Here is a 19221-nt window from a genome sequence, read left to right on the forward strand (position 1 = left end):
CGAATCCTACCCGAATTTGTGATTTCGTGCTTAAATATGCACGTCTATAGCACCATTCAGGTGTGTCATTAACAAAAAACAGCAATACCACATACATATGTTATCGTCCGATAGCCCTAATCTGTTTAGGTTTTATGAAAAATAACTATTGTTCCATACAAGTTTTTTCATATTAAACCGGGAAAATCAAGCTGTCTTAACGCTTCATACACCATTATCGCAGCCGAATTCGACAAATTCAAAGACCTGACATCGTTCGACATCGGCATTCGAACACACCATTCTTTATTGGAAGAAATTAACTCTTGGGGTAGGCCTTTTGTCTCCTTGCCAAATACGAAAAAGTCATGATCGCGATAGCTGAAGTCAGAATACCGCTTCTCCGCCTTCGTCGTTGCATAAAAAAACCTGCCATCAGCATATTTTTGCTGAACCTCAGCAAAGGAATCGTGATATTCCACGTGTACAGCATGCCAGTAGTCCAGCCCTGCTCTCTTCAGTGTCGCATCATCTGTACGAAACCCCAGGGGCCTTACCAGGTGCAGGTGGGCTCCCGTGGCCGCACAGGTGCGTGCAATGTTCCCCGTATTCGCGGGAATTTCCGGTTCTACTAATACAATGTGTAGTGCCATGTTTCATTTCTCCTTTTCGATTTCAAGCAAAAACCTTCCTATGCTACCAGCATAGGAAGGTTATCTTGTGCTGCTATATACTTGTTACATTATACTTAACCATGACGCTTCTGGAAATCACCCATGAAATCAGCCAGAGCACTACAGCTCTCATAAGGAACAGCATTATAGATCGACGCTCTAAGTCCCCCTACGCTGCGATGACCCTTGAGGCCGATGAAGCCTGCCTGCTCGGATTCCTTTGCAAACAGCTTCTCTAGCTCCTCTGTAGCCAATCTGAACGTTACGTTCATCAGAGAGCGGCTCTCCGTATCGGCACAGCCCTTATAGAAGCCACCACTGTTGTCAATCGTCTGATACAGCAAGCCGGCCTTATCACGGTTCTTAGCCTCGATACCAGACAGGCCACCTTCTTCCTCAATCCACTTCACGACCTCATTAACCATATAGACGGAGAAGGATGGCGGTGTATTATAGAGAGAATTATTACTCAGGAACGTACTGTAGCGCAGCATGGTAGGAATATGTTTTGGAGAATCCGCAAGCAGCTCCTCACGAGCAATGACTACCGTTACACCTGAAGGACCGAGATTCTTCTGTGCTCCGGCATATACCATACCGAATTGGGTAATATCCAATGGACGGCAGAAAATGTCACTGGACATGTCCGCAATCAGAGGCACATTGCCTGTACTCGGGTACGATTGGAACTGTACGCCTTCAATAGTCTCATTAGAGGTTACATGCAAGTATGCAGATGACTCTGGCAACTCCAGATTGCTTAGGTTCGGAAGACTCATATAGCTTGATTCCTTTGAGGATGCTGCAACATGTGTCTCTCCTACGAGCTTGGCCTCTTTCAACGCCTTGTCCGCCCAGCTTCCAGTCATCACATAGCTACCAGTCTTGCCTTCGCCCAAGAAGTTCATAGGAATCATGGCGAACTGGGTACTGGCACCACCCTGGAGGAACAGTACCTTGTAGCCTTCCGGATTACCCAAGAGGCGAAGAATACGTTCCTGTGCTTCGTTATGAACAGACTCATACACGGCACCACGATGAGACATCTCCATAATAGACATCCCCGTATTACGAAAATCAACGAACTCGGCTTGGGCGCGTTCCAATACCTTCAGCGGCAATGCCGCAGGTCCCGCATTAAAATTATAGGCTCTCTTGCTCAACAGTACTCCCATCCTCTCTACTGGTTAACATGGATTCTTTAACAGGTCACCCATATCTACACAAGATGCAAATATTATCGCTTATAATAGCAGTATTCCATGGCGTGTTCAAGGGCTTCAAGACCGTTTTGCAAAGTTTTTGTGAAATGCTTCACCACTACATCTGGATACCTCGGTTCCGATTATTTACTTTTCTCAGGGATGCTGACACGTGGCTTGTCAGCTTTGCTCTCCTACTCCGGTTACATCTGATGTCAGATTTAATACCTGACATCAGATGTAACATTAACCATGTGAAAAGCGGCTCCTTCTTACATTCATGTAACGCCCGCTCCCCATACGTTCATTCCTATCTTCGGGTGTGCTTCAAGCTCCTTGCTCCAGGCTCGCTCAAGCAAAAGACCTCCAGAGCTCTGGAGGTCCTGAATTGCTGCAAATATCGTATTAGCAGTCGAAGTAGAGGCTGTACTCGTGTGGATGAACACGGATAGATACAGCTTTTGCTTCAGCACGTTTGAATTGTACGTAGTTATCAATGAATTCCTTCGTAAATACGCCACCTTCAGTCAAGAACTCAAAGTCAGCTTCCAGAGCATCCAACGCTTCATCCAGTGTACCTGGAACGCTGCGGATTTTGCCCTTCTCTGCGTCAGACAGCTCATAGATGTTAGTATCCAGTGGACCATAGCCCAGCTCGATTGGGTTCAGCTTGCGCTTGATTCCATCCAGACCAGCCATCAGCATAGCTGCAAATGCCAGGTAAGGGTTCGCTGTGGAATCCGGCGTACGGAACTCGATACGACAGCCCTTAGGTGTAACAGCTGCTACCGGGATACGAACTGCTGCAGAACGGTTACCTTTGGAGAATACCAGATTAACTGGAGCTTCGTAGCCAGGAACCAGACGCTTGAAGGAGTTCGTACTCGGGTTCGTCAGAGCGATCAATGCAGGAGCATGATACAGGATTCCGCCGATGTAGTGCATTGCTGTCTCACTCAGGTTAGCATAAGCGCCTTTTTCGTAGAACAAAGGTGTGTCGCCATCAAAGATGGATTGGTGAACGTGCATGCCGCTTCCGTTATCACCGAACAGTGGTTTTGGCATGAAAGTTGCTACTTTACCATATTGACGAGCAGTGTTATGAACAATGTATTTGTATACCAACAGGTTATCTGCTGTTTTCTTCAGCGTATCGAAACGGAAGTTGATCTCTGCTTGACCTGCTGTAGCTACTTCATGGTGATGACGCTCGATGCTCAGGCCAGCTTCTTCAAGCAGGCGGCACATTTCGCTACGGATATCTTGTTGAGTATCAACTGGAGCTACTGGTACGTATCCGCCCTTCACGCCAACCTTGAAGCCAAGGTTACCGCCCTCTTCCTTACGGTTCGTATTCCAAGCTGCTTCTTCGGAATCCACGAAGTAGGAGGAGCTGTTCATGCTGCTCTCATAGCGAACATCATCAAAGATGAAGAATTCGGACTCAGGAGCGAAGAACGCTGCCGTACCAACACCTGCAGTCTTCAGGAACGCTTCAGCCTTATCTGCGATTCCGCGTGGGTCACGATCATATTGTTCACCGTCAGGAGTGACGATGTTACACATTACATTCAATGTAGGATGCTGTGTGAACGGGTCAATATAAATGGCTTCTGGATCTGGCATCATAACCATGTCAGATTCCTCGATACCACGATAGCCCGGGATGGAAGAACCGTCGAATGCAACACCATTTACAAATGTTTCCTCATCTACTGCAGTAGCCGGAAGCGAGATGTGATGCACGCGTCCAGACAGATCAACAAAACGGAAGTCTACCCACTCAATATTGTTTTCTTGGATCGTTTTCAATACTTTTTCAACGGACATGTCTTCTTCCTCCCAATTTTCCCGAACATTAAGATTACTTGATGAAAGCAATGTTCATGTGCGATTTTTTTCTTTCCGTCATTATAAATCTCATATGTGACATGGGTCAATACTCATGTCAGGTATTTTTTATCCACATGTCAGATATTCTCACGCTTTATAGTGGGTTCAAAATGCTGAAAAAGCCCGTCATGACGGGCTTTTCGCTGGATTCACGTGAAATACTTTTTCACATTATAACGTTTATGCATTAACGCTTGAAGGAAATGCATTCAGAGGTTGTTTTTGGGTTGAAAAGGTTTTACCGACAATCGGTGCGAGCTGTTCAAGCTGCTGCAGCAGCTCAGCGAATTGATCTGGGAACAAAGATTGGACTCCGTCACCTGTCATAGAATTGTCAGGATCTGTATGCATCTCAATGATCAGACCATCTGCTCCCGCAGCCACAGAAGCCTTTGTCATCGGTGCCACGAGCTCTCTTCTGCCTGTACCATGACTCGGATCGGAAATAACCGGGAGATGGCTCAGCTGTTGCAGGACTGGGATGGCAGACAAATCCAGCGTATTGCGAGTGTAAGATTCGAAAGTACGAATACCACGCTCACAGAGCATAACGTTCGGATTTCCCCCAGCAAGGATGTATTCTGCTGCATTCAGGAATTCGTCGTAAGTAGAACTGAAGCCACGTTTCAATAGAACAGGCTTACCACAGGTTCCAAGCTTGCGGAGTAGATCGAAATTCTGCATATTACGGGTTCCGACCTGCAGAATATCTGCATACTCAGCACAAATATCAACATACTCCGGCGTCATGACCTCCGTAATGGTTAATAGTCCATGCTTCTGGCCTGCTTCAGCCATCATGATGAGTCCCTCGACGCCTGTCCCCTGGAAGCTGTAAGGGCCTGTACGAGGCTTAAAGGCACCACCGCGCAGAATCTGCCCACCAGCAGCCTTCACCAATCTGGCGATCTCATCAATCTGCTCTGCCGTCTCTACCGCACAAGGACCACCCATAACGGCTAGCTCACCACCGCCAATTTCTACATTCTTAATGCGAATAACTGTATTTTCCGGGTGGAAATCCCGACTTGCCAGCTTGTAAGACTTTGAAATCTTAACAACCTTCTCTACACCCTTCATCTGGCGCAAATGCTCAGACAGCTTAGGCTCTACCGCCCCAATCAGACCAATGACTGTGCGGTCCGTACCTCTGGAGACGTGGGCTTGCAGCCCTTCTTTTTCTACCACGCGGACAATATCCTGAATTTGTTCTTCGGCAATAAGCTGATTTGTAATAACGATCATCGTAACATCGCTCCCTTAGTGAATGAAATCTATCATGACTCCATGGCGCTACGCCAACTGTGTAGTTCTGATAATAATCATTGAAGTCTCTCTTACACTGAATATTCTGTGAACACCCAAAATACATCTTGTCAGCTAAATACTTAAGTAGTTGCGAACCAAGCACTTATTGCTTACTCACCCATATGCACTTAGTTACTTACACACCCACACGCTTACACGCTTAGACGCTTGTTCGCTTTTAAGCTTTTAATCACTAAAGTAATTATATGCATTTCTACTACCTTCGTCAACCCTGTAATACGTGTAAGGCATGTAAATGCTTGTAATGATTGTAAGAGGTGTAGCTGTGATTGGCTCTGAGAATGCAACTGCAAAAAAAAAGAGACTGCGCACTGCGCAGCCCTTCTCTTGCCCTATTCATGTAAGCTTCAGCTACCTTTAAGCTCGTTGTCATGATTTCCATCAGGCACAGCAGCGTCGTAGACATCCTCTCCAGGATAATTACGGGTCATTCCTTCATGCTGCTCATGATCCTCATAGTCAAATCGACCCGGCGAGCGTTGGTCCTCACGCCATGGCGTGTTTTTCCCCAGCTTAGCGGAGGGAATGGATGAGCCATATGGTCCTTCGGGAAATTCCTCAAAGGCCAGGTCGTTCCGTTGGGACTCCACGGTAGCCATATCCGGGTAACTGGTCTTATCTTCTTTCTCGAACCCTTTGCTCATGACGGCACCTTCCTTTCCGGCAACAAACCCTTCCTCATACACATCAGGTGAAGCTTCTCATGGAGTAGCTGTCCTTTGGGATGAAAATGGATCTGCTGTCCATGAATAGTGTCCGCCAGGAGAGGTTCTATTTATGCGCTACTTCCAGAGCGTTACGCTCAGGGAGCTTTACTTAGAATACCTTCGTTGTCCAAGATTCGCAGTTCCAAGTGTCTGTAACAACATCCTGGTAGAATTCAGGCTCGTGAGAGATCAGTAGAATGCTTCCTTTATAGGCTTTGAGGGCACGCTTCAGCTCATCCTTGGCATCTACATCCAAATGGTTCGTAGGCTCATCGAGCACCAACAGGTTGGTCTCGTTATTAATGAGCTTGCACAGGCGCACTTTCGCCTTCTCGCCACCACTAAGGACAGCAACCTTGCTCTCGATATGCTTGGTGGTTAGACCGCACTTGGCCAGAGCCGCCCGCACTTCAAACTGGGTAAAGGAAGGGAACTCCTGCCAGATTTCTTCGATACAGGTGTTATAGTTAGCTTCCTTGATCTCCTGCTGGAAATACCCGATCTCCAGATGCTCTCCACGTTGGACAGTGCCTTCCAGTGCCGGAATTTCGCCCAAAATACTCCGCATCAATGTCGTCTTACCGATCCCGTTCGCCCCGACCAGCGCAATCTTCTGTCCGCGCTCCATGCGTAGATCCAGCGGTCTGGACAGCGGCTCGTTGTATCCGATCACCAGTCCATTCGTCTCAAAGATCAGCTTGCCTGAAGTTCTCGCATCCTTGAAATTGAACTGCGGCTTCGGCTTCTCTGCTGCCAGCTCAATAATCTCCATCTTGTCCAGCTTCTTCTGCCTCGACATCGCCATGTTGCGGGTAGCGACACTAGCCTTGTTGCGTGCGACAAAATCCTTCAGGTCTGCGATCTCTTGCTGCTGACGCTTGTAGGCAGACTCCAGCTGCTGCTTCTTCATCTCATATACTTCCTGGAAATGATCGTAATCACCGACGTAACGTGTGAGACTCTGATTTTCCATATGATAGATGAGGTTGATAACACTATTCAGGAACGGAATATCGTGCGAGATCAGAATAAAGGCATTCTCATATTCCTGCAGGTAACGCTTCAGCCATTCAATGTGCTGCTCGTCCAGATAGTTCGTCGGCTCATCCAGCAGCAAAATATCGGGCTTCTCTAGAAGCAGCTTCGCCAGCAGTACCTTCGTGCGCTGTCCACCGCTCAGGTCATGGACATCCTTGTCCAGTCCAATATCCGTCAGACCAAGTCCGCGTGCCGTCTCATCTACCTTCGCGTCGATCAGATAGAAATCCTGATTTGTCAGCGTATCCTGGATCGTGCCCACCTCTTCAAGCAGCTTTTCCAGCTCCTCCGGCGTGACATCCCCCATCTTACCGTACATGTCGTTCATTTCCTGCTCCATATCGAACAAGTACTGGAACGCACCGCGCAGCACGTCACGAATGGATTGCCCCTTACTCAGCACCGCATGCTGATCCAGATAACCTACCCGCATACGCTTGGACCACTCTACCTTGCCTTCATCTGGCTGGAGCTTGCCCGTGATAATGTTCATGAAGGTCGATTTACCTTCGCCATTCGCCCCAATGAGGCCGATGTGCTCACCCTTCAGTAGGCGGAAGGATACGTCATTGAAAATAGCACGGTCACCAAAGCCGTGGCTCAATTTTTCTACATTCAATATGCTCATGCATGACACCTTTTCTGTAAAATTTAAATTTTCGGTATTGCCAATCCTGTATATTATAAGCTTCAAAGCAGGTCTGACTCAATGGGGGATTTGAGGATGGAGGCTGCAATTGCAGAATTCTCGACTGTTCGTGGAGATATGCCATGTTAAAAGGTGAAAATGTAGCTGTTGTGCGGGGAAACGACGTGGAAATGCTATGTGCTTGGAACAGCTGATTGGGAAGGCTACGTGGAGAGAGGCTACGGGCTCGGAGATTTCTTTCGATCGCTGTTAAAGCCTGATTCATTCATATTATATAAAAGAATTAGCGGATTAAATCATGCTTTAAATGCGAGCACTCCGTTTCTACAGAAATCCTCCGACCCTCCGCTACTGCCGTGGCTCAAGTTACTTTAAAAATAGATATCCAAAACTGAGCTGTTTCCAGCTATCTTTTGGTGCGAATGCCAAGCTCACATGATTTCCCTGGGACATTCGCACCTCAGATTTTGTCGAAAGCATGTCGAATGTGAACAATTATTGAACACACCTGCATTTCAGGCTGCATGAAGTCTTCCATTTTAACGGATGTACGGTAAAATAAAAGCTAGACGCAGCGTTTATACTCTGTTTTCCGCTGTTGCACTCTACATGGGTGCGTGGATTGAAATTGGCTGAGCCAGGGCTACGTGCCTAAAGAAATGCAGTTGCACTCTACATGGGTGCGTGGATTGAAATATCTTCAATGTGCAGTCTTCCATCCTTCAACGCAGGTCGCACTCTACATGGGTGCGTGGATTGAAATATTTTTTCGGCGATTTCTTGTGGTGCTCTTTCGACGTCGTACTCTACATGGGTGCGTGGATTGAAATAAATGCAAAAAGGACCTGATAATGAAGCCGGCAGCGGTCGCACTCTACATGGGTGCGTAGATTGAAATAACGTCGATACCTTGTGGTATATATACGATGCAGCAAGTCCCACTTTACATGAGTGTGTGCTGTAAAATGAATTACACAATAATATTAGTCGGTGTCTTTGTGTCTTAGAACCTAACTACAAATGCCAAAAGCCCGCGATCCTGACGGATCACGGGCTTGTTTTTTATGCCACTCATTATTCGAAAGCACGGGACATGCACCCACTATAGCGGAGGGTCGAAGGAATTCTGGAGAAACGAAGTGCTCGCATTTAAAGTTCAATTGCAACTGCTAATGCTCTTAGTAAATAAAAGAAATAGGACTTTAACAGCGATCGGAAGAAGCCTTCGAACCCGCAGCGATCTCCACTAACGAACAATTGGTTTTCATGTTACCCGCTACGCATGTCTGCGCCCCCATTACAATTACGTCGTGCTAGAGGCCTTGCTCTTATTCCGCACAGGCGGCAGAATCTTGCTCTTATCAATGGTACGCTTGATCTCCCAAGTCTCAGGCTTCTCATGATCATACTGCTCCAGATACTGTACTACTTCCTTCGTAATCAGAGTAGGCGTAGACGCTCCAGAGGTCACAGCGACACGCTGGATTCCCTGCAGCCATTCCTGCTTCAGCTCAGTCACATCCGCGACTCGATATGCCTTCACTCCTGCAATCTCCTCCGATACTTGAGCGAGACGGTTGGAGTTGTTGCTGCGCGGATCACCGACCACGATGACCAGTTCAGCCTGACCGGCTTGACCAGCGACGGCTTCCTGCCGAACCTGAGTAGCAAGGCAGATCTCGTTATGCACCTCGGCTATCGGGAATTTCTCCTGTAGCTTGTTCATAATGGCCTTGATATCCCACTGACTCATGGTCGTCTGATTCGTGATGATAATTTTGTCAGCAGACAGCTCCAGCCCGGCGATCTCATCCTCTTTCTCGATCAGATGAACTCGATCTGGCGCAATGCCGATGGCGCCTTCCGGCTCAGGATGCCCTTTTTTGCCGACATAGATAATCTCATAGCCTTCTGCAACCTTCTCGCGAATCAGATCATGCGTCTTGGTCACATCAGGACAAGTGGCATCGACCGTAGTCAGGCCCTTCTCCTTGGCCAATCTTCGTACCTCCGGTGACACACCATGTGCCGTGAAGATGACCGTTCCCTGATCTACTTGCTCCAGAATTTCTAGTCGGTTAGGGCCATCCAGCGTAATGACTCCCTCCTCCTCGAACGAAGAGGTGACATGACTGTTATGAACAATCATACCAAGTATATAAATCGGACGCGGAAGATCAGGATTCTTCGCGGCCTGGCGAGCCATAACCATGGCGTCCACCACACCGTAGCAATATCCGCGCGGCGAAATTTTGACGATCTCCAAGATAGCACCTGCTTTCTGACGGCCTCGTGTATACAGTCTAAGAATGTATAGCGCTATTTCCATAATGGCCGCTCTATGATAATTGCTGCAAGATGAGTCGTAAGCATCCCTTGATCATCATCCACTAGCATACTTCCCTGCATCACATAATTGTGATAGAGCTCACGTCACATTATACCCTATTCGAGCGGGGCCGAAAAGCTGACCGGCAGCCAGATCATAAATGTCGTCCCTTCACCGCGTCGTGTCACGACCTCAACTGAGCCGCTATGCTCATCGATAATCCACTTGGCGATCGACAGTCCCAGCCCTATACCTTCCGTCACTCCTCTAGACTCATCAGCCCGATAAAAGCGATCAAAAATATAAGGAACCTCATTCTTATCCATCCCGATCCCGGTATCGCTAATCCGTAGACCGACCTGCCCCTGATACAATGCCACATCAAGGCTGACTCTGCCCTCCGGCGTATACTTGAATGCATTATCTATGAAGATGAATAGCATTTGCTGCAAATAATCCTTGCTCCCATCCGTATATACACCATTCAGCACAGACAGATCTCCTACACTCCACTCAGCGGTCCGGTCCATATACTGAGCGCGACGTGCAACCTCCTTTACTAGTGGCTCCAGCGCAGTAGGCTGCTTATCAATGACCTGGCCTGTATCAGCTCTGGCAAGCGACAGCATATCACTGACTAGGCGACTCATGCGCTTGCCTTCGTCCGCAATATCATTAATTGCCTCCATCGACAGCTCCATTCGCATATGCTCATCCATGTCCGGTCGGTCGCTTTGCTCGGTGGTCCACATTTTCTGCAAAAATTCAATATTACCGCGGATCGTTGTCAATGGTGTCCGCAGCTCATGAGATGCATCTGCCACGAATCGGCGCTGGGCGGCATAAGAATCCTCCAGCTCTTTATAGAAGCCCTCTGTACGAGCTAACATACTGTTCACCGTTCCGATCAGCTGTCCGATCTCATCGGGTGGACCATCATACTCAATGCGTACACTAAGATCATCGCCAGATTGAATCTGGTTGGCCCCCTTGGTTACATTCACCAGAGGCTTCATGGACTTGGTCGCCAGGAACCAGCCCATGGTCGCTGCTGCAAATAACGCAACCAGTGATCCGTATACAAGCACATTTTCCAGTCTGGTCATCAGTCGATCCTGAGACCCCGTGAATTGAGCGATCTGCAGTAGACCTATCACTTGCTGATCTAGCACAATCGGCCTTTGATAGACCATGAAGGGATTGCTGCCTACGCTCACCTTCGTGAAGCCCTGCTCTTGAATCGCCTGCTCTGGTGTAGCTGGAACTGGCAGCTCCATCTGTAGCTCTACCAGATTGTTCGATTTCTTCAGTACATCAGAGGTATAATTATATATTTGCACATAAAGCTGGCTTCTTTCCACACTGGTACCGGTCAGTCTCAGATCCAGATTCGGCTCGGTTCCATGCAAAATACTGCCAGAGTTAATCGTCAGCTTCAGCTGTTCCCGGATGCGCGGTGTCTGCTCCAGGATCAGATTCTTCACTTCGTTGTAGGTATAGAAATTAACCAGAGCATATATAGCTATACCAAATACAAGTAATACAAAAGCAAGAATACTGGAATACCAGGCGGTTAACCGCCAGCGAATCGACATGCTATGAGTCACCTCTCAAGATGTAGCCAGCCCCACGAATGGTCTGAATAATACGCTTCCCACCATACTCCTCTGTCTTCTGACGCAGCATCGCAATGTACACCTCTAATACATTGGATTCACCGCTGTAATCGTACCCCCAGATTTTATCCATGATAAGATCACGAGATAGCACACGCTTGGGATTTTGCATGAATAAATGCAGCAATTCGAACTCCTTGGCCGTCAACTCCAAGCGATGTCCACCCCGAACCACCTCACGGGAATCCATATCCAGCATCAGATCCTCGAACGTCAGCGCCTGTGCTGCACCCGACTGCTGTTCTGATTTGCGACGCAGTAGTGCTCTTACACGGGCCAGCAGCTCCTCCAGTGCGAAAGGCTTGACCAAATAATCATCGGCCCCTGTATCGAGTCCTTTCACCCGATTCTCTACCTCATCCTTGGCCGTCAGCATCAGGATTGGAACCGTACTCCCTGCTGCCCGAAGTCTTCGGCATACCTCAAAGCCATCAACCTGCGGCATCATGACATCCAGCACCAGTAGGTCTGGCTCCTGCGATAGCATCTGGGTCAAGCCCTCTGCACCATTCGAGGCTGTTGCAACCTCATATCCATCAAAGGCAAGACCACGACGAAGCATGGACACAATTTTATCATCATCATCAATAATCAGTATTCTTGAACGCATCAACGATCGGACTCCTTCTTATCATAAGCTACATCTATTGTAGCAGGTTCATCATAAAAAAACGAAGCAAAGGAGATCCGTTGCCAAAAGCCCCTTTGCTTCGCTTAACTCATGTTTTATGGCTGCTGTGTGCTGCCAGGTGTAGTAGTCTGATTCGTATTAAAATCATTCTTATTGCCGATCTTCACCGGCAAGTCGATCTTCTTACCGAAGCGTTCGATATTCAATGTAATGGTCGATCCTACGGATTGCTTCTGAATAAAGTCGATCAGCTCTTGCGTCGTTGCATACTTCGTTCCATTAGCCCCGATGATGATATCATACGAACGCAGGTCCGCTTGATAGGCGGGTGATCTGTAAATGACCTCTCCCACGACAGAGCCTTCTGTCAGGGAAGTATCCATTTCCTTAGCCACCTCAGGTGTCAGATTCATCAATGTAGCGCCAATGAACGGCACAGGCTCTTTCGGAATCTCCTGATTGTTCTTCAGCTTCTCCACGACGGACTTGATCGTATTGGATGGGATGGCGAAGCCAATACCCTGTGCATCCGCACTAACGGCTACGTTCATGCCAATGACTTGCCCCTGCAAGTTCAAGAGCGGGCCACCAGAGTTACCTGGGTTGATGGAGGCATCTGTCTGTATCAGATTCTTATACTGCGTTGGGCGTCCAGTAGATTGGTCGTTGATCGTAATAGTACGTCCTGTCGCACTAAGAACTCCTGCAGTAACGGAATGCTCGAAGCCCTCGGGATTTCCGATCGCAACCATCCATTCACCTACCTGTGCCTGATCCGAATCACCAAGCTGGACGGTCGGGAAGTTGTCCCCTTCAATCTTCAATACAGCAAGATCCAGGTCAGCACTGCTGCCGAGTACCTTCGCCTCGAAAGGCTTGTTGTTGTTCTCCAGTGTTACTTGTACTACATCTGCTCCATCAATTACGTGATTGTTGGTCAGAATATAGCCTGTTTTATCAAAAATAAAACCTGAGCCAATTCCCAGCGGGGTCAATTGGCCATTGCCAGAGTTGGAGTTATTCTGGCTGTTGCTCCCTCCCTGATCTCCAAAGAAATATTGATAGAGCGGATCATTAAAGTAGGGGCTGCTCTGGCGGCTGCGACCACTGGACTGCTTAACAAGTGTCTCAATCTTCACGACCGCTGGACTGGCTGTCTTCACGACGGATTGTACATCCGCTGCCCCGGCTGGCAATGACGCTGTCACTGCATTGGAGCTGTTGCCATTGTTGCTTGAGCCCGATGACTGCTCCTGCTGAACAGCCGGTGCGAGAGCACTCTTGCCTGTGAACAGATTCGTTACATCTGATGTATACATCAACGCGGTAATGACAAGCGCACCAGCCATGAACGAGAGAAACATCGATTTGAAGGATGAGCCTGATTTAGGTTGCTTACTCTGCTTGAAATTCCAATTCCCTTCTCCACGACCATTACCTTCAGGGCGGCCTTGGCTGGATGAATGGGATGAATCACGATAGCCTAATGGAATCGGCTTGATCGGATCTGGTGGGGTCATCTGAACCTCCTCCCGACGGGGCGCATCTGCCTCGGATGAACCAGAACGCTGATCATTGGAATTCATGGATGAGAACGGACCATATGAATAATAGTAGGAAGAGTCATTTTTTCGCTCATTCGATCCATTCCTCTGATCATCCTGCTCTCCGTACCGGGAATTCGAGTTTTTGTTTTTGTAATCGTCCATCATGTATCTCCTCCTCAACCCTTAGAATCAAGGTGTTTGTTAACTGTTTTTATTTTGTACCTTAAACCTTAATTGCACATTAAAAACATTATAAAAGTTGATAAAAGCTAAAAACCCCCGGTCTATATAGACCGAGGGCTTGCTATTCTTCATATGCACATTGCAAAAGTCAGCTTCGCAATACTAAGCTGTCTTTGCTATCGCGTCCTTGCAATTATTGTTGATTTGTGGAGCCAGATCCGAATTTTTCGTTCGGTGTCTTATAGTTGTCCTGTACTTTTTGGCGCTGGGAACCTTGTACTTTTTTGTTGACGCCAGCAGCTGTATCAGCACCAAATTCTGCATCATACTTTTCATTTGGTGTCTGATAATTGTCTTGCACTTTGTTTTGTTGAGCTTGTTTTACTTTTTGAGCAACCTGTTGCGTGTCCTGACCAAATTCCGTACCTTGTGCACCAAGACCCGCTTTAGACGGCTGTTTGTTGTTCACGATAATTCCTCCTGTATAATGAGTTTGGGAACTTGTCTGTCCCGCACATATTATGTGAAGGCGACTCCTACATTATTCAGGTGATCCCAGCCAGCGTTGCCTATGTGCTTCATTAAAGAGACTCGTCAAGCATGGATTCAGGTATCATCTTGTGCACCTGGATGGCCTTCTTGAATTCCGCCATCATTTGCTCAGTGCAGCGGCCACCTCCCCGCTTGATGATCTGGACCTCGACGTCTTTTTTACCCCATTCCTCATAGACCTGCTTGGTCGTGGCAAAATACAAATCAATCTTGCGCCCTTTGATCGCCGAGCCTGTATCTGCAACAATTCCATAGCCGTATCCCGGAATATACAAAATGCTCCCAAGGGGGAATGTACGTGGATCGGCTGCTATCGTAGACAACGTATTCTTGTCCCTCGTAACCTTTACTCCTGAATAAGTAATGCCATATTGCGGATGATTAGGACGTTTGCCTGTAGATTCGAAGCCAGCCGTATAACCGGTGGCCGTCACCTTCATAGTCGTTATGACCTGCTCTGCAGTTGGTGCCAGAACGGGTACTGAATTAAGCTCCAGGTTATCAGGCTTCCGTATGGTCCTTGCCTCAGGTCGGCGGATTGGCTTACCATGTAGCTCTGTCATCCAGCCTACACCACCGCCTTCGTTTGGATGAAGCATGCTCATCATTCCCTGAGTCAGGCCTCCCCATAGTCCTGCATATGCAGGAGCTGGTGCCTGAAAGTCTTCCCACGACAGGCCTGCTTCCTCCTGCCAATGTGCATGATACGAAGTACTATATGGATCATACTCTACTAAGGCCCCTGAAGACTGAACTTGTAGCGCAGATGGCTGCTCAAAGGCATGGGCCTCCGCTATCGGTAGCATAAACAAAGCCCACAACATAACGACAAAAATCCTTTGCCGCAAAATCACTGATTTCATTCAAAAACCTCCCCTTGTTCCAAAGGTTTTCCAGAAATCAGCCGAAATATACGGCAAAGGATTATATTAACCATCACGCATGTGCAAGTTTAATAGTCTTTTAGTGGCTTGAGACTAGATCGTCTTGGAGTCAATTTGCTCCTTCAGAATAGCAATCAGCTCATCCAGTGGCTTCACGCCAAGGTCACCCTCGCCACGCTTACGTACGGATACGGATTTATCATTCTTCTCATTCTCACCAACTACGAGCATATAAGGAATCTTCTCAAGCTGGGCTTCACGAATCTTGTAGCCAAGCTTCTCATTGCGCAGATCCTCATCCACTGCAACTCCAGCCAGACGCAGCTTGTCAGCCACTTCCTTGGCATAGTCATCATAGTTCGTGGAGACTGGAATAATTTTGGCTTGTACCGGAGACAGCCACAGCGGCAGATTGCCCGCAAAATTCTCCAGCAGGAAGGCAGTAAAGCGCTCCATCGTACCCAGAATACCGCGATGCAGCACGACTGGACGGTGTTTTTGTCCATCCTCGCCTACATACTCCAGCTCGAAGCGCTCTGGCAGCAGGAAGTCGATCTGAACCGTCGAGAGCGTCTCTTCTTTACCAAGTGCCGTCTTGACCTGTACATCTAGCTTCGGACCGTAGAAGGCTGCTTCTCCCTCTGCTTCGAAGAACGGCAATCCTGTCTCTTCAACAACCTCACGCAGCATGCTTTGTGCTGTATTCCACATTTCATCATTATCGAAGTACTTCTCGGTATCCTGTGGGTCACGATAGGACAGGCGGAAGCGATAATCGTGAATGCCGAAATCCTTGTAAGCAATCATGATCAGATCAATTACCCGTTTGAATTCGTCCTTGATCTGATCCAGGCGTACGAAAAGGTGAGCATCATTCAGAGTCATGGCGCGCACCCGATGCAGACCTGTCAGTGCACCGGACATCTCGTAGCGATGCATTGTACCAAGCTCCGCAATACGAATCGGCAGATCACGATAGCTGTGCATCTCACTCTTGTATACCATCATGTGGTGAGGACAGTTCATCGGGCGTAATACCAGCGACTCGTTATCCATCTCCATGACTGGGAACATATCCTCCTGATAATGCTCCCAGTGTCCCGAGGTCTTGTACAGCTCCACATTTCCCAGTACAGGTGTGTATACGTGCTGGTAGCCAAGCTTCTCCTCCAGATCTACGATATAACGCTCCAGCGTCCGGCGCAGCTTGGCGCCGTTCGGCAGCCAGATCGGAAGACCTTGTCCAACAAGCTGTGAGAAATTGAACATGCCGAGCTCTTTCCCCAGCTTACGGTGATCCCGCTTTTTGGCTTCCTCCAGAAAATGCAGATGCTCGTCCAGCTGAGCCTTCTTCACGAACGCAGTTCCATATACCCGTTGTAGCATCTTGTTCTTGCTATCTCCGCGCCAGTAAGCTCCAGCGACATTCATCAGCTTGAATACCTTCAGCTTGCTGGTAGAAGGCACATGGGGTCCGCGGCACAAGTCGACGAACTCACCTTGCTCATACAGGCTAATAATGCTGTCCTCAGGCAGGTCACGAATCAACTCCAGCTTATACGGATCGCCCATTTCGCCGAACAAGGCCAGAGCTTCCTCACGGCTAACTTCCTTACGCACGATTGGCAGATTCTCATTTACGATGCGCTCCATTTCCTTCTCGATCTTCTGCAGATCCTCCGGATTCAGGGAATGCTCAAGGTCCATATCGTAGTAGAAGCCATCCTCAATGACAGGCCCTACCCCTAGATGAACTTCATTTTTACCGAATAATCTTTTCACGGCTTGTGCCAGCAAATGAGCGGTACTGTGGCGAATAACCTCCAGTCCCTCTGGAGCATCCTGAGTCACAATCTCAATCTGTGCTCCCTCTGTCAGCTTGGTGGACAGATCCACCACAATTCCGTTTAGCTTGCCCGCTACAGCGTTCTTACGCAGACCGCTGCTAATGGAAGCGGCCACATCCTCAATACTGCTACCTTCTGCATATTCCCGAACAGAGCCGTCCGGCAAATGAATACTTACTGCCATGTTGTGCTTCCTCCTCATTGTTAATAACAGGTTCGCCCGGGACGCCCGGTTCTTATTTGTATACACACAAAAAACACCCGTCCCGGTATCAAGGGACGAGTGTGTGCTCGTGGTTCCACCCTAATTTGGCTGATTTATGCGTCCAATCCAGTAATTCGCTACTAGACCAGCATGCTGCATTCAGCCCTCAATTGGCATCCTGTAACGGGGACGACTCGTCTGTTCCTAAACATCGGATTAGTCTACAGCCGACTTTCAGAACAGCAGCTATGAAGGGGTCAATCACAGGTGGGCTCGTAAGGAAATTTCAGCCTGAGTTTCCTCTCTCTGGGACGTCCAGTCCATGATTGCTGTCTTCATCATCGCTTTTTCAACAGTTATTATAATTGCCCCATTCCTTTCCGTCAAGATGAAGCTCGTAATCCACGGCGTAGTCCAACCCATCCTTGTGCATATCGGCTTTTTCGTAGATCTCCACCTTATTCTCAAAGATGTTCAGCACCGTCTGAATGATAGCTGCACCCGGCTCGTCTGTATACAGCAGAATTCGGGCAGGCGAGATCGATATCAGGCTGCTGACGATCATCTCTTCCATTCCGATCCCAAGCTCCATCTCCGGAAGCTCCACGACGATATCATGAGCAGGCTCCATGCTCACAGGCTCCATCTTGGCATCAAGTATGGTGAATTGGCTGCCTCCCTGATGAATGACATGCACCAGCGGAATCATGCTTTCCTGGAAAAAGACGAAATACTTGAGTAAGCCCATGAATTCCTCGTACTGACGATCCGCCCAAAATTCTTCCAGTGAAAAGTCCACAAGGTCTTGAAGAGCTAGCTTGTATGCCTGTAGTCGAAAGCGAAGTAATCCCTTAAGATGCAAATCAGCATTCTCTCTCAGGGCAGATTCTACACCTAACATCAAAAAATGATGACGCTTTTGGCTCATTTCGTTCGTATGATGAAGAAGAGACATACAGTGCTGCTCAATCCTTAGGTACTCTTCCTCCTCAAGCCCAGCTTGCTGATTGCGAATCAAGCTTGATACCACAGGTCGCTCCAGCGAGTGCTCCATATAATCAGCAAGCAGGCCCGACAAAGCACGAATGAGGCGGGGCAAGCAGGTTAATGAAGATATGGCTGGGTTCGCACTGCTGCATCTCCATACGGCACTATCCTGATTTCGGTTGTAGGAGAACAGCAACTCCTGACCAGGAATATGTAATTCCTTCAGTCGGCCGCGAATCATTTGGTAAAATTGCTCTGCATCCTCAGGGCCTTGGATATCCGTCCAGATCGAGAAAAGCTCCATATGCTCACCCCTTTCATTTTCTGGTTACAGTATATGGTGAGGAAGTGGCGGTTATACGAGGTAGACTGCTGGAAGAGCGGTTATGAATTGAATAAACCTAAATATTTATGGTAAAGTTAAAGTAAGCGTTCCTAGCTATTTGTCTTTATTTGAATTTTTCACAAAAGGAGGGGGAATATGATGATTCGATGGCGTATATCGTTATTTGTTCTTTTAAGTGTAGTCCTGACCTTGTCATTCCCTGCTCCCTTTACAGCTCAGCATAATGAAACTCAGGAACTTATGGAGGCTACAGATATTTCACGAAATGAGCAGCGCGAGACGCATCAGCGTCCTGTCGTTCGTACACCCTCTCATACAGTGTCCATCATCAAGAATATATCGCAAGCCAGCCCTTTATTTATCATCATGACTTGGTTATGTCTGATTACGATTCCCAGACCTTATTTACCTTTTATTCCGATTATTTCGATTAGGAAAAAGCTTGATTTTCTTCAGCCTATAAAATACACGTCAAAGTTCGTGGCGGCTATGGCATAGCCGTACTTAATTTGTCGGTTCAGGAGCTTGACAGTCGTGTAATACATTACTGAATTCAATGTACC

At 47.9% G+C, this 19221-nt stretch carries 15 protein-coding genes; 1 reads left to right on the forward strand and 14 read right to left on the reverse strand.

Annotated features, from left to right (window positions below; genetic code table 11):
* Positions 1-167: 167 nt before the first annotated feature.
* The 14 genes from trmL to K331_RS28975 all read right to left on the reverse strand — a co-directional run bounded on the left by trmL (position 168) and on the right by K331_RS28975 (position 18616).
* Positions 168-632 carry a tRNA (uridine(34)/cytosine(34)/5-carboxymethylaminomethyluridine(34)-2'-O)-methyltransferase TrmL gene (gene trmL / locus K331_RS0105290; protein WP_018887855.1) on the reverse strand — a complete coding sequence of 155 codons (465 nt, stop codon included), beginning with the start codon at positions 630-632 and terminating at the stop codon, positions 168-170.
* Between the two features lie 95 nt (positions 633-727).
* Positions 728-1819: a 3-phosphoserine/phosphohydroxythreonine transaminase gene (serC, locus tag K331_RS0105295; RefSeq protein WP_208115244.1), complete on the reverse strand. Its 1092-nt coding sequence runs from the start codon at positions 1817-1819 to the stop codon at positions 728-730.
* Between the two features lie 441 nt (positions 1820-2260).
* Complete coding sequence (gene glnA, locus K331_RS0105300; RefSeq protein ID WP_028589481.1) at positions 2261-3685, reverse strand: type I glutamate--ammonia ligase; 1425 nt, start codon at positions 3683-3685, stop codon at positions 2261-2263.
* Positions 3686-3928: 243 nt separating this feature from the next.
* Positions 3929-4993, reverse strand: a complete 1065-nt coding sequence (gene aroF / locus K331_RS0105305) for a 3-deoxy-7-phosphoheptulonate synthase (protein WP_028589482.1) — start codon at positions 4991-4993, stop codon at positions 3929-3931.
* A 431-nt stretch (positions 4994-5424) separates the two neighbouring features.
* Positions 5425-5721: a hypothetical protein gene (locus K331_RS0105310; protein ID WP_028589483.1), complete on the reverse strand. Its 297-nt coding sequence runs from the start codon at positions 5719-5721 to the stop codon at positions 5425-5427.
* Between the two features lie 172 nt (positions 5722-5893).
* Positions 5894-7450, reverse strand: coding sequence for an ABC-F family ATP-binding cassette domain-containing protein (locus K331_RS0105315; RefSeq protein WP_018887850.1), 1557 nt, complete (start codon positions 7448-7450; stop codon positions 5894-5896).
* 1324 nt (positions 7451-8774) lie between these two features.
* Positions 8775-9737, reverse strand: a complete 963-nt coding sequence (locus tag K331_RS0105320; protein WP_025680912.1) for a 4-hydroxy-3-methylbut-2-enyl diphosphate reductase — start codon at positions 9735-9737, stop codon at positions 8775-8777.
* A gap of 179 nt (positions 9738-9916) precedes the next feature.
* Positions 9917-11395: a sensor histidine kinase gene (locus K331_RS0105325; RefSeq protein ID WP_018887848.1), complete on the reverse strand. Its 1479-nt coding sequence runs from the start codon at positions 11393-11395 to the stop codon at positions 9917-9919.
* 1 nt (position 11396) lies between these two features.
* On the reverse strand, positions 11397-12086 hold the full coding sequence (locus tag K331_RS0105330) for a response regulator transcription factor (protein ID WP_028589484.1): 690 nt from the start codon (positions 12084-12086) through the stop codon (positions 11397-11399).
* 116 nt (positions 12087-12202) lie between these two features.
* A complete protein-coding gene (locus K331_RS28965; RefSeq protein ID WP_033413718.1) occupies positions 12203-13816 on the reverse strand; it encodes a S1C family serine protease in 1614 nt (537 codons plus the stop codon).
* Between the two features lie 214 nt (positions 13817-14030).
* The gene (locus tag K331_RS0105340) at positions 14031-14306 is read right to left on the reverse strand and encodes a hypothetical protein (protein WP_018887845.1); all 276 of its coding nucleotides are present in this window, start codon (positions 14304-14306) and stop codon (positions 14031-14033) included.
* A 112-nt stretch (positions 14307-14418) separates the two neighbouring features.
* On the reverse strand, positions 14419-15252 hold the full coding sequence (locus K331_RS33020) for a 3D domain-containing protein (protein WP_318842583.1): 834 nt from the start codon (positions 15250-15252) through the stop codon (positions 14419-14421).
* Positions 15253-15366: 114 nt separating this feature from the next.
* Positions 15367-17304: a threonine--tRNA ligase gene (gene thrS / locus K331_RS0105350; protein WP_018887843.1), complete on the reverse strand. Its 1938-nt coding sequence runs from the start codon at positions 17302-17304 to the stop codon at positions 15367-15369.
* 370 nt (positions 17305-17674) lie between these two features.
* Positions 17675-18616 carry a putative sporulation protein YtxC gene (locus K331_RS28975; RefSeq protein WP_051289647.1) on the reverse strand — a complete coding sequence of 314 codons (942 nt, stop codon included), beginning with the start codon at positions 18614-18616 and terminating at the stop codon, positions 17675-17677.
* 177 nt (positions 18617-18793) lie between these two features.
* Between K331_RS28975 and K331_RS30905 the strand changes: the two genes are divergently transcribed.
* Entirely contained in the window at positions 18794-19156 is a 363-nt protein-coding gene (locus K331_RS30905; RefSeq protein WP_051289649.1) for a hypothetical protein, read from the forward strand.
* Positions 19157-19221 lie beyond the last annotated feature (65 nt).

The organism is Paenibacillus massiliensis subsp. panacisoli DSM 21345, assembly GCF_000426545.1.
GTDB lineage: Bacteria > Bacillota > Bacilli > Paenibacillales > Paenibacillaceae > Paenibacillus > Paenibacillus panacisoli.

What these genes read in the sequence shown, in the direction of transcription:
- K331_RS0105310 (WP_028589483.1), bottom strand. Translation starts at nt 5,721, where the DNA reads ATGAGCAAAGGGTTCGAGAAAGAAGATAAGACCAGTTACCCGGATATG.
- K331_RS28965 (WP_033413718.1), bottom strand. Translation starts at nt 13,816, where the DNA reads ATGGACGATTACAAAAACAAAAACTCGAATTCCCGGTACGGAGAGCAG.
- K331_RS0105330 (WP_028589484.1), bottom strand. Translation starts at nt 12,086, where the DNA reads ATGCGTTCAAGAATACTGATTATTGATGATGATGATAAAATTGTGTCC.
- thrS (WP_018887843.1), bottom strand. Translation starts at nt 17,304, where the DNA reads ATGGCAGTAAGTATTCATTTGCCGGACGGCTCTGTTCGGGAATATGCA.
- aroF (WP_028589482.1), bottom strand. Translation starts at nt 4,993, where the DNA reads ATGATCGTTATTACAAATCAGCTTATTGCCGAAGAACAAATTCAGGAT.
- K331_RS33020 (WP_318842583.1), bottom strand. Translation starts at nt 15,252, where the DNA reads ATGAAATCAGTGATTTTGCGGCAAAGGATTTTTGTCGTTATGTTGTGG.
- K331_RS0105325 (WP_018887848.1), bottom strand. Translation starts at nt 11,395, where the DNA reads ATGTCGATTCGCTGGCGGTTAACCGCCTGGTATTCCAGTATTCTTGCT.
- K331_RS28975 (WP_051289647.1), bottom strand. Translation starts at nt 18,616, where the DNA reads ATGGAGCTTTTCTCGATCTGGACGGATATCCAAGGCCCTGAGGATGCA.
- K331_RS30905 (WP_051289649.1), top strand. Translation starts at nt 18,794, where the DNA reads ATGATGATTCGATGGCGTATATCGTTATTTGTTCTTTTAAGTGTAGTC.
- K331_RS0105315 (WP_018887850.1), bottom strand. Translation starts at nt 7,450, where the DNA reads ATGAGCATATTGAATGTAGAAAAATTGAGCCACGGCTTTGGTGACCGT.
- glnA (WP_028589481.1), bottom strand. Translation starts at nt 3,685, where the DNA reads ATGTCCGTTGAAAAAGTATTGAAAACGATCCAAGAAAACAATATTGAG.
- trmL (WP_018887855.1), bottom strand. Translation starts at nt 632, where the DNA reads ATGGCACTACACATTGTATTAGTAGAACCGGAAATTCCCGCGAATACG.